Origin of the sequence: Bombella favorum (assembly GCF_014048475.1) — a bacterium.
GTDB classification, from domain to species: Bacteria; Pseudomonadota; Alphaproteobacteria; order Acetobacterales; family Acetobacteraceae; genus Bombella; species Bombella favorum.
In genome coordinates, this window is sequence record NZ_NWUS01000001.1 from 377,411 (window position 1) to 388,563 (window position 11,153).

At 45.3% G+C, this 11,153-nt stretch carries 11 protein-coding genes and 1 tRNA gene; 3 read left to right on the plus strand and 9 right to left on the minus strand.

The annotated features are described in order from the left end of the window. The first annotated feature begins 325 nt into the window (after positions 1 to 325). Positions 326 to 1,408, plus strand: coding sequence for a peptidoglycan-binding protein (locus CPA57_RS01770; RefSeq protein WP_182080971.1), 1,083 nt, complete (start codon positions 326 to 328; stop codon positions 1,406 to 1,408). On the opposite strand, the gene CPA57_RS01775 is transcribed toward CPA57_RS01770, so the two are convergent. The 3 genes from CPA57_RS01775 to CPA57_RS01785 all read right to left on the minus strand — a co-directional run bounded on the left by CPA57_RS01775 (position 1,289) and on the right by CPA57_RS01785 (position 2,609). Continuing rightward, complete coding sequence (locus CPA57_RS01775) at positions 1,289 to 1,819, minus strand: hypothetical protein (RefSeq protein ID WP_182080973.1); 531 nt, start codon at positions 1,817 to 1,819, stop codon at positions 1,289 to 1,291. The two genes, CPA57_RS01770 and CPA57_RS01775, sit on opposite strands and share 120 nt — an antisense overlap. Positions 1,820 to 1,866: 47 nt before the next feature. Continuing rightward, positions 1,867 to 2,058 carry a hypothetical protein gene (locus CPA57_RS01780; RefSeq protein WP_182080975.1) on the minus strand — a complete coding sequence of 64 codons (192 nt, stop codon included), beginning with the start codon at positions 2,056 to 2,058 and terminating at the stop codon, positions 1,867 to 1,869. Positions 2,059 to 2,534: 476 nt separating this feature from the next. Further along, positions 2,535 to 2,609, minus strand: a tRNA-Val gene (locus tag CPA57_RS01785). A gap of 14 nt (positions 2,610 to 2,623) precedes the next feature. Between CPA57_RS01785 and CPA57_RS01790 the strand changes: the two genes are divergently transcribed. Then, complete coding sequence (locus CPA57_RS01790; RefSeq protein ID WP_268235191.1) at positions 2,624 to 3,538, plus strand: N-formylglutamate amidohydrolase; 915 nt, start codon at positions 2,624 to 2,626, stop codon at positions 3,536 to 3,538. A gap of 29 nt (positions 3,539 to 3,567) precedes the next feature. Here the strand turns inward: CPA57_RS01790 and CPA57_RS01795 are convergent, their stop codons facing one another. The 4 genes from CPA57_RS01795 to CPA57_RS01810 all read right to left on the minus strand — a co-directional run bounded on the left by CPA57_RS01795 (position 3,568) and on the right by CPA57_RS01810 (position 6,486). Then, a complete protein-coding gene (locus CPA57_RS01795) occupies positions 3,568 to 3,924 on the minus strand; it encodes a hypothetical protein (protein ID WP_182080977.1) in 357 nt (118 codons plus the stop codon). A gap of 142 nt (positions 3,925 to 4,066) precedes the next feature. Beyond that, positions 4,067 to 4,441, minus strand: a complete 375-nt coding sequence (locus CPA57_RS01800; protein ID WP_182081768.1) for a VOC family protein — start codon at positions 4,439 to 4,441, stop codon at positions 4,067 to 4,069. A 776-nt stretch (positions 4,442 to 5,217) separates the two neighbouring features. Beyond that, complete coding sequence (locus CPA57_RS01805) at positions 5,218 to 5,526, minus strand: hypothetical protein (protein ID WP_182080979.1); 309 nt, start codon at positions 5,524 to 5,526, stop codon at positions 5,218 to 5,220. Positions 5,527 to 6,114: 588 nt separating this feature from the next. Next, entirely contained in the window at positions 6,115 to 6,486 is a 372-nt protein-coding gene (locus CPA57_RS01810) for a hypothetical protein (RefSeq protein WP_182080981.1), read from the minus strand. A gap of 313 nt (positions 6,487 to 6,799) precedes the next feature. Between CPA57_RS01810 and CPA57_RS01815 the strand changes: the two genes are divergently transcribed. Next, positions 6,800 to 8,200 carry a hypothetical protein gene (locus CPA57_RS01815; RefSeq protein WP_182080983.1) on the plus strand — a complete coding sequence of 467 codons (1,401 nt, stop codon included), beginning with the start codon at positions 6,800 to 6,802 and terminating at the stop codon, positions 8,198 to 8,200. A 71-nt stretch (positions 8,201 to 8,271) separates the two neighbouring features. On the opposite strand, the gene CPA57_RS01820 is transcribed toward CPA57_RS01815, so the two are convergent. Next, positions 8,272 to 10,344, minus strand: a complete 2,073-nt coding sequence (locus CPA57_RS01820; protein WP_182080985.1) for a GNAT family N-acetyltransferase — start codon at positions 10,342 to 10,344, stop codon at positions 8,272 to 8,274. Further along, positions 10,319 to 11,119, minus strand: coding sequence for a hypothetical protein (locus tag CPA57_RS01825; protein WP_229709186.1), 801 nt, complete (start codon positions 11,117 to 11,119; stop codon positions 10,319 to 10,321). The genes CPA57_RS01820 and CPA57_RS01825 overlap by 26 nt, the downstream gene beginning before the upstream one ends. Positions 11,120 to 11,153: the final 34 nt, after the last annotated feature.

Here is an 11,153-nt window from a genome sequence, read left to right on the forward strand (position 1 = left end):
CGGCACTCAATATATCCTATTCTACCTATCTGGTGCCAGTTTAGAAAATGCTGGAGTGATAGTAAAACCTGTCAACCAGATATATGCTTCTGCTGAATTGGACTGCCGACCCAGCACAGCGTCACATGCATTGGATGATGACCTCTTGGATATCACGAACAGTTGGGGAACTGACCCAGAGCTAGATGGGAAAGCACTTCCTGTGACAAAAGATATAAGTATACCTTTATAATTACAAGAAGACCTGCGCCTTCCACAGGCTGCCCTGGACCTTAAGCCTTGAGGTTCAGGGTGGGTCTGTGACCTTGACGGGATTGAGAGAAAAATGTCGAAAGAAAATGCTGACCTAGTCCTGAAAGCGGCCATGGATTCAGGCATCACCAGTCGTAAAGAACTTGCCAATTTCATGGGTCAGGTGCAGGTCGAATCTGGCAACTTCCAGCATCTTGAAGAGAATTTACATTATTCCCCAGAGAGGCTTCTGAAACTATTTTCTAACAGAGGAGTGAAAACCCTGGACCAGGCTCGTTCAATCGTCGCAGCTGGTCCTGAGGCTGTAGGTAATACTGTCTATGGTGGTGAGTGGGGACAACGAAGGGGAGGCAACACTGAACCGGGAGACGGTTATGAATATCGTGGGCGTGGGTTCATTCAGTTAACTGGACGTAAAAATTATCGAGAGGTAAGCGAGCATCTAAATATAGATCTGGTCAATCATCCGGACGATGCCGCCAAACCAGAAATTGCCGCCAAAGCCGCAGTCGATTATTGGAAAATACACGTGGTTCCCCGAGGAGGTCAGGAAAGCATTACTCTAGCAACGCACATTATTAACGGCGGATACAACGGTCTGTCAGAGCGCATAAAGGCAGTGCAGGAGTGGGAGGCACGCCTGGAGCTGGGCTACAAGCCCGGGATGGTGGACCCGCTGGCCCCCACGCCAACATTGCGACAGGGCTCTCATGGCAGTCAGGTCTCGCAGGTCCAGAATGAACTCAGGGACCTTGGTTACACGAATAAGGGCAGCCGGCTGCTTGCCACTGACGGGAAAATCGGCCCTTCGACAAAACAAGCGGTTGAAGCGTTCCAAGCGGACAACGGCCTGAAAGCCGACGGTATCATTGGTCTCGCAACCCGCCACAGGCTCGACGAAGCGCACCAGGCCATCCAGAACACCAAGGCCACTACCCCTGACAATGCTCCAACCGAAGCCAAAAACCGTACGTTTGCTCCTGAAGCAAAAGCGTCCCAGATGGCCGCATCGTCGAACGGTAAGCTGGACGAAGATTCATACTTCAGGAACCTTCTCCGCAGAGAGCAGGAGATCAGGCAGACCACCATGCAGAGTCAGGGAGCCACTCAGACACCGGAAAAGACCAGAACAGTTGGCATACATGCCGGTCTGTAGATCCACAATTCCCTGCCCGAAACCATACTCATCAAAGATACGGCTCAATGCCCCACGGAAACCGGGAGCGGAAGTGTCTCCTGCATCGCTCTCGTTTGGCAACGTCCAGAAAGAGAGAAGCTTCTTCGCTTTCGGGGTGATGTCAAAATAGTAATGGAACCATGTATCCTTGAGATTATCCCCCTGCGCCAATGAAAGGTCTGTTAAGGAAGTATGGATGTCCTTACCGCACTCTACCAGCCCGGACAGTCCCAATCTGCTCAAAGCATCCAGTGCATTCTGATACCATTGACGATCATCAGGGCCATCAGGCCAGCCTGCCAGAAAGTACATGCAGTCATCATCTTCAACGTTTAAATAAGACAAGACATTTTGATAGAACTGAATGGAATATTTATCTGTTACGGACATAATTCTCCCGTGAAGTCGTATGATAAATCATTTAGGGAACTGAAAATTTATTTTTTTGACCCGGTAAGGGAACGAATATCTTCATTATGGCCAATATCCACTGCTACCCAGCCCGTTGGCGTTACCTTGCTAGCACTGTCCGATGTTCGGATGATCACAACTGTCCCGTCGAAATAATTAGTCCGCTCGATTGGTTTTCCCTTGGAGTTGTTATCCGGTCCATCTGATAAGGTGCTCACACCTATTTGCCCCATGTAGTGCATAATAACCTGCCAAAACTCACAGGCGCTAGCTAGCGGATCATCAGAAGCAAACATGAGCCTGATAAGCTCACCTTCCTTTCCGAGTTCTCCTGCCAAACTCCCATTCGTCTTCCGGCTCGAGCAGGGGCCATCGGGCTTGTATCTGGCATCCGACTTTCAGATGTCGGAGACGACATCTACACCTATCAAGAGGCAGGAGAGCGCCACCATTCCCTCAGGCGGCGTGCTGGTGAACAGCTATGCCCCCTCCACCACGCCGAGATAGCACTACCACAATTGTGACGAGCACAAAGAAAGGCACGCCAGAAATAGCAACTGAGACGGGCTGGTTTTGTGTCACGTTATATGAGGGATCGTGCACAAAAGACACAATCAGCCCCTCCGAGAATAACGGAAAGGGCTATCGTCCGTAAAAATGCTCTTATTTTTCAAGGAGATAATCACCAGAGGGGTGGTGGGCGCAACAGGGATTGAACCTGTGACCCCTACCATGTCAAGGTAGTGCTCTACCGCTGAGCTATGCGCCCCCGTCTGGTGTGAAATGGTATTTACCTCAGCCTATGAATTGTGGCAAGCCCTTATTGTGAAAAAAATTCAAAAACATCCATGCACTAGCACTGCACGCCCGTCTTCCGCCGTTGGAATACACCTCCCCTCATGCCGGAACCGGACACCCTTCCTCCTGTCATCGCCCCATTCAGGGCGTAATTATCCGCAGGACTTCCTTGATATGACAGTGCTGCCTATGGCCGAGCTGGAGCGCATGGAGGATCGTTTTACCGATCAGCTTCTGCAACACGCCCCCGAAAATGGCTGGAGCCTCGTACAGGCACTTTTTCCCCGCAGCTTCTGTGATGTGAACCGAGACTGGAGAGAGCTGGACGCCACCATGTTTTCTCCTCCCCTGCTCGAAAAAGACCTCATCCTCAGTACAAAGGTCAGTGCGGGATATGGTGTCATTCCTCGCTGCACATCACCCGGGAAGAGCATTTACCGCTATTGTCTGCCTTTGGAAGAAGCCGGGCGCCGTCTTTCACAATATTGGGAACCGTATCACGCAGCACTCGAGCAGACGCAAAAAACACTGCACGAACAATTTGGGGCTTCCATTCTACTGGATATTCATTCCATGCCACCACTGGCACAGTCACGCCCTTGCGATATCGTTCTAGGGAACAGGCATGGAAAGACCTGCTCCAGTGAACTGATCAACACAGTCGAACAACTGTTTACTGAAAGGGGATACCACGTTCAACGCAACACACCTTATTCAGGTGGCTACATAACGGGCAGATATGGACGCATGGATCAGAATCAACAGAGTCTACAGGTGGAGATCAACCGTGCCTGCTATCTAAATATGCAAACACTGCAACCCAATCGTCATTTCCCAAAATTACAACAAGACATCACGGACATTTTGTCCAAAATGACACGCTCCCACCCTGCCCTATAATGGGCAGAGCGGAAGCAGCGCATAGACCCTTATTCCCCTAGCAGGAAGGCCACTCCAGCAAGGCGGTTACTCTGTGCAACCTGCGCCACAGCCACACCCTTCGCATTGTGGACCACGCCTTTCGCATCAATCGACCCTACGATAGTCCCCGTATTGTCATACACAACGCCAGCACGGTCGATTTCCCCGATGATTTTCCCCGTCTTGTTATTCTCTACAGCCCCTGCCGGGCTCACAGAGCCGGAAAACGGCGTCGTAAGCTGCTTCAGCTCCCCTTTGGAAGCCGCGGCACCATGCGCAGCAGCAAACCCTATAGAAGAACTACAAATCCCAAGGACCACGCCGCTCAGCAATAACGCACGTGCCATTGTCGATGTTAAAGACATAACCACCTCCCTCTCCCGGCCACAATCAGAACAAACTGAAAAACCAGAAAAGTACTTTTACACAAACAAGACGTAGGGGCACGCAAGCACCTACCTACGAAACAGAGCGAATAGCTCTACCAATCCCGCAATTACCTTACTCTCACATATCATACCGAGCACAGAGTTTATTACCATCTGGATCCCGCAGATAAGCCAAGAAATACTTACTGCCTCCAACGGTCCGCACACCAGGAGCGTCCTCTATGGCTTGCCCGCCATGTTCAATCCCAACTTTATGCCACGCCTCCACAGCCTCAGAACTCGGCAACGAAAAGCCCAGAGTAAAACCATTGGCAACGGTGGCAGGATGGCCATCAATAGGGTGACCGATCATAAACATCTGGCCATCCTTCTCGTAAAGAAGCTTACCCTTTAGCTCACCGAGGGCTTTCCCTCCGATAACCTCAAAAAGGGCATCATAAAACGCCTTGGCCCGGGCCAAATCGTTCGTTCCGAGAACAACATGCGTATACAGCATACACACTCTCCGTCCACCTAATAGACACCTCAAGCAGATCTAAACATGGGGGGGATGGAAGAAGAGTTCAATGTTCGACGGAAAACTTAAAATTACGTTCCGGCCTCACAATATAAGCCAACCCTCTGTAACAGGACAAAACTAACGATATTTTCAGATATAATGCCTGACACAAAAAGCTATTTTCTAGCTTGAAACGCCTTTCTCTATGCGCCATCGTATCTCGATTTTCTGCCCCCATGACAGAGATCAGCCCCATACCCCGAAACCGGGATTTGAGCAGCATTTAAAGGCCGTTGCCGTGTTCCAATTTTCAAAACTTCTTTCGTAATGGAGCTCCGCATCAAATCACACGCTATGCTCATCAAACAGATGGCTCAACGCTTCACGGAATCCGAGGATAGGAACACGGTTTACATCTTCCCCGTTGGGCAACTGCCAAAAAGTACATGCAGTCATCATCTTTAACGGCTAGGTCCGGCAGGACGTTTTAATAGAAATGGATAAAGTCTTTAATCCGTCACGGACATGCTGCCCTGTAAAGCACAGTTAACGGTCCACACCGCTCACAGCTCTACTATGGGACAGCCCGTAGAAAGAATACATCATGATTGATCAGTGTCCAATTATCCAAATAAATATATAAGAGAAAAATAAATAATTATTTTTTATTAAAAAAATCAAAATACCTATCAAGAAAATTGATCAAAAATAGAGAAACAACCATTGCGCATGCTTCATTTATTATATTTGAATGAGGGAAATTAAAATACCTAACAAGATGCTCTATTAAAAATCCCAACAACAACAATAGCGCGAAAAATATTATTAAACCCATCGACTTTCTTACCAATCGAGACATTAGAGACCCCCTTGCACAGGAAATGCGGCCCACCAAGGAGCCGCACATAATAGAACACAATGAAAACAACGATGGTGGTGATGATGCTAATTATGATAGCTACTCCACCGATAAGTGCACCCACCTTTCCCCCTTCAGGGAAGGCTGCCTCACCGGCCAATTGGCCCATACCAGTAATTACAAATTTACATGCTTCTACGGTATTATTGTAATTGACCACATTAGAACCACCCCAGCGGCCACGTTATTTTCGCGATCAGGCAGTAAAAACTGCCACAAAAATCAGAAAATAAGAAATTATCATGTATAAATCAAAAGAATTTCCCTTGCTTCCAGAGTAATTTATTTACTAAAATTTTAATTAGCGGATGTATATTTAAAAAAACATTGAAATTTATCCTGACGACAGGATATAATCGTGTCTCATGCATTCCTAGCGACATGAGCGCACCAGCCTATCGTAATGACCTACGTAACATTGGCATCATGTCTCAAAAAAATATAATACAATTACATTTTCTTACTTTTCTTATTTTTTCTTGCTTTTTCATAAATAAAAGGAACAATTACACTTGGTATTATGACAATCGATAATGTAAAAAATATATTTTTATGCTTAATTCCAAAAACATAAAATATTGATAGCGTGAAAACTGCAACAATAATGGTTATTAAAAATGTTATGAAGAAATCAATAAAAAGTCCCTTCAGAAAAACACTCGTATATTTAATTATTTTTTTCATTTTTAATACCCTATTCAACAAAAGTGCGATCCTAAGACACTAGGACCGCACCCTGAGAAGACTATCAATGATGGTGATGTTGATGCTGCTGGTGGTGGTGATGATAATAATTTATCACGCCATTGATTGCAGGGGCACAATACTTTTTACCCAAATTCCCCCCCATAAAATTACCAGCCATTCGACCAATATTGCCTAAGACAGGCTGTCCAAACGGTATCAGACCGACAATTCTACCTCCCAAAGCAGCTCCAGCCGAGCTAGCCGCTATTTGGCATAGGGACGTTGCATTCTTTTGACTGAAAATATTACCGTCTTCGTCTTCGAGCAGCGACGCACCAGGGAAATCATCGCCCCATCCCCCAGCAATAACGGAGATCTCATAGGCATTAAGCTGCCTGATACTATCTTTTCTATTGGACGCAATAGCAGTCATAATCTCTGACTCCGAAGTTATTTGCCCTCACTTCCAAAGTAATGGAGCGGACAACATTTTTATTACCTCCATTATATTTAAAAAATTATGAAAAATAATCGATAATGATAATTATTATTAATAAAAAATAATTTAATATTATCTCACTGAAATTAAATGTTTTTCTTCTCACCGTGCCGTACCAAAGTTAGCCACACGAACATATACATAGAATATTCCTATAATTTGGGTGCACAGAAATTACACCCCCGCAAAATGATCATCTTCCTCACCTTTCACTCCAAGGGACACACCTCTAGGGCAGGCGCTTCAATTGCCGCTCAAGGTCAGGCTGTTTCCAACGGGACGCAAGAAAAACCTATATGACTCTCAGACACGGGATGCGAGGGCGTCCCTGCATGGTCAGATCAATGACCTGTCCTCTGCCTATATGAATGGCAACACGCAAAATCAGGTGCCTGAACAACAGATCAGGTCACTCTACCAGCCGGATGAAGCTGACCGCATCGTCTCTGGCCTGAATGAGAGGCGGCAGGCTGGCCTTGCCCTCAACGCTCTGAAATGGGCCTCTCCTGCACAGGTCGGGGCCTACATGCAGGCGTCTCAAGCCGCTCTTGGTGATGCGAATGTGGACGACTACGCCACCCGTGCCCAGATACAGTCCCATCTACAGCTTGCTATGACCAAACGGGCACAAGCTCTTAGGGATGACCCGGCAGGATATGCCGCCGGGCACCCCACCGTGCAACAGGCATGGCAAGACTACCAACAGAACCAGACACCGGAAGCCTTCAATGCCTATGCTGGTAAGCTGCGGGCCGTACAGCAGATGATGGGCGTGGCTAACCCCCGCTATCTAACGGACGATCAGGCGCATAACATTATTAGCGGGCTTTCGGGCATCGACCCGACAAAACAGGCAATCTCCCCCATCATGGACGGCATGAAGCAGCATTACGGCAAGGCATGGAATGGCATTCTGGACGAGCTGGTGCAGAAGGGCCTGCCAGCCCCCTATGCGGTCATCGCCGACATGGACACGCCCCAGCAGGGAGCCGCACGGGCCGTTCTCCAGCGCAATATCCAGACCGGGACGGATGACCTCAAGCGTCTGGCGGGGCCTGATGCAGCCCAACTCAATGCCACGGCCAGCAACAACCCTGTGGGCAACAGTCTGGCCGACCTGCGCCAGACCATGCTCCTCCAGCAGGGCGGACCAGCCAGCTACAGGAACTTCTACGACACGGTGAAGATGCAGGCTCTGGGCTATATGGGCAAAGGCATGAACGTGAATGACGCCCTGGCTCAGGCCCGCAAGGACATGGTGGACCTGAAGTATGACACGTCCGGCTACCTGCGGACCCCGAAGGGCGAGATGGACACGACGCAGGACGCCCTCGCCACCTTCATGTCCCGGCTGACGCCTGATGATGTCTCGGTCAGGCCACTGCCCGGTGTCAGTGAAAAGCTCTCCAACGAGCAGGTGCTGGCCAATGCCAGAGCATCCGGCAAGTGGGTCTCAGTTTCGGACAACAGCGGCTACAGCCTGGCCATTCCCAGCAAGACGGTGCCGGGAGAATGGCAGTACCTGCAGGGGAAGGACGGTAACCAGATTGTTGTCCAGCGTAGCGATATCATGGCTGGACGGTATACCCCCAATCGCCTGACAGATATCAGAATCAAAAATTGGCTACGACCTAAAGGGGCTCTATAGAGCAGCAACGAAGGAAGACAGCCTTAATTTACTTGTCTACAAACAATAGGATATGAGATGGAAATTTTTATTTACTCTAAATAACTATCTTGAATAACCTTGAAGGCACCATCAATATCATCACAGTCAATTACATATAATTTTATACCCAAGTCAGAAGAAATTTTTTCAGCTTGGGCACGAGATATATCCTGATGCTCCTTTAATATATCAACTGAAAAAATTGGACGATTTCTAGATTCATCTTTCAATCTATTATTAAAAATACGATTTGGGTCAGCTTCTAGATGGATCATAATATTGACATCAATCTCTTTAAAAACTTCGCTATTTATTTTAGATAAACCATTTCCGTTGTCAATAATTACATGCCCATCCACAATAATTAACCTACTATCTTGATCGCGCAAAGCATGAAAACCTTCAATCAAAAAACGTTGATTTTCGTCGATATCCATGTACCTCATTTGATCACGACTATCCGGCGATGTTTTGCGAGCAGTGGCGATAAGATTACCACCTGTAAGATGTTGAAATATGATCCTTTCGGAAAGTTTTTCTAAAAAAGTTGTTTTACCAACACCCGAAATACCAGTAACGGCAATTATATTTTGGGTCATTGGATCAAAATCCAGCTTGGCTCGCTTAATAAGTTTTTTAACCTTTTCGTGGGGAATTTCATATATCGACTGCTGAGGATGCTTCTTGATGATACCAAAAGACACTAGTTCATGTATTGAAATCTCTGGTTCTATATAAGAGACAAGGAGGTAATTAATAACTTTCATAGGTCTTGTAGGTGACTCATTCCATTTTTTTCGCAACTCATCCTCACTATAAACAGACCTACCTCCCGTAAACCTCATGAGGTCCGCTATAGATTTTGCTGTTTTGACACTATCCAATACACCTAATACAGTAATACACTGAGAAGGCTCGTTTTTTGATTTCCCTTTATAAAAAAATAATAATGATCCAGGAGGTCCTAGCTTAGATTGAGCACGACAAAGATAAACTTTTCTGATAGTATTCCCCGGTTTTTTAGATTTACTATCAAACATACTCTTCTGCCTAGGGTCATACAGATCAGGATAAAGTATATCATGGTAATCTTCTTTAATTGGTATACCAAAACTACGTGTCTCGTCATCAAATAAGAACCTAGGATAACTTTGACACGCCTGATCAAATGAATTAGTATCTTTTAATCTACATAATGGTTTGGAGGAGAACTTCCTTTCAAAAATACACTCTTTACCTTTATTTCCAAGATGAACAAACCCATAATACTCCAACAATGAAATCAATGAAGTTTGATCTTCATATGTTGTAAGATAGACAAGGTTATATCTGTTACGCTGTGCATACCAAAACACCTGCTTCAATAAAAGCTCACCCAGCTTTATGCCACGACTTTTTGAGGAAACCTTAAATGTACATATTTTTAATATTTTCTCTAACTTAGTTACAGCATCTGTATTGCTCTTATTTTCATCTTTCCACACAATTAAACCAGCCAACCCATCATAATCATCATATACCACCCAACAAGAACGATGCTCCCTAATACATTTCTCCTTCCACCACGTATTGAACTTAGGATATCCCTCTCGAAGGCTATCGAAAAAAGTATTACTAATATCTATCTCTTGAGCTTCTACTTTCTCAACATGACAAAATCTTACATGCCTTGGCTCATAAGTTTGAATGAGCAAATCTTTAGCATCATTTATAAAAAGAACACGCCGAGCTAAATCTGAAGAAAATCTCTGAGCACGTTGATGTATCCCTTTATCTTGGGTAACTAAAAAATCTACTGACCCCTGATCGAGAGAGTGTAAAATCTTCATATCCACGACATCGTTACGTTTCTTCATAGAACCAAAAAGATTCTTTAACTTCTCTATATCTACCCCACGCTGCCCCTTAAGAATATTATATTTCCCAATCTTACTCAGTGAAACATCACGGCGTTTTTCATCCCTATCTTGTAAAAGATCATCTCTGGCTGTTTCATGCACATAAATATTAACCTTATATTTATTTGCTAAAGCCAGAAATGCCAAATAAACCTCTTCAACCGTATGGTCATCTTCAAGCTCAATTAAAATATTTGTGTCAATAAGATACGATTGCTGGCTCATCTTGAAGTGCCTTTCTCAAATCATGCTTAGCGTATAAGAAGGACTGAGGTGGCTCAAAACCAAATCTTTCCCTCAATTCACTCAAAGGCAATGGACGAGTAAATGACTTCACATCACCAAAAAACAAAGCATAACCTTGGTCTACTCCTTCAAAGTATTTATCAAACATATGACGTTCAATAAAGGCTAGATGTTTGAATTCATCCCATATTTTCTCGACTGGCAATTTCACAACACCACGGATCAAAACCGTTCCAACAATAGCCTTCACAGGAGCACTTGAATAAATATAAGCGACAATACCATTAGGAACTTCAACAGGGAAACGACGACGCAACTCTACAGTCTTTCTACCAGAAAGAATTTTTTCAGAATAAATGGGCTTAATCGATAAGACTACATCACGATGTTTCTCGAATTTTTCTTCCTCCATTAAAGAAAAAACCAACTGACTATTACCACTTTTCTCATAAAAAAAATGTTTATCATGTAGTCTCGCATTAATAGGCGCATCAGCTGAAAAATGAGCATTCAAACGTAAAGAAGCTCCTAGTGCAGTAACGTATCGTTCGATAGTACTGAGATAAATCTCTCCACCATCTTCAATCTTAGATATCACTACGCACTCTTCGTTCATGGCCTCAGCAACCTGTGCTTGGCTAAGACCTGATATAATCCGCAACCTTTTAAGTTCATGACCGACACGAGACGCTGCGCCAGCACGTCCAATGGAAACGGCGCACATACTAACGATTTTCTCAGTAAGACCAACCAAATTTATATCCCTCCATTTTTTCATTCTTGTACAA

What these genes read in the sequence shown, in the direction of transcription:
- CPA57_RS01770 (WP_182080971.1), top strand. Translation starts at nt 326, where the DNA reads ATGTCGAAAGAAAATGCTGACCTAGTCCTGAAAGCGGCCATGGATTCA.
- CPA57_RS01775 (WP_182080973.1), bottom strand. Translation starts at nt 1,819, where the DNA reads ATGTCCGTAACAGATAAATATTCCATTCAGTTCTATCAAAATGTCTTG.
- CPA57_RS01790 (WP_268235191.1), top strand. Translation starts at nt 2,624, where the DNA reads ATGGTATTTACCTCAGCCTATGAATTGTGGCAAGCCCTTATTGTGAAA.
- CPA57_RS01795 (WP_182080977.1), bottom strand. Translation starts at nt 3,924, where the DNA reads ATGTCTTTAACATCGACAATGGCACGTGCGTTATTGCTGAGCGGCGTG.
- CPA57_RS01810 (WP_182080981.1), bottom strand. Translation starts at nt 6,486, where the DNA reads ATGACTGCTATTGCGTCCAATAGAAAAGATAGTATCAGGCAGCTTAAT.
- CPA57_RS01820 (WP_182080985.1), bottom strand. Translation starts at nt 10,344, where the DNA reads ATGAGCCAGCAATCGTATCTTATTGACACAAATATTTTAATTGAGCTT.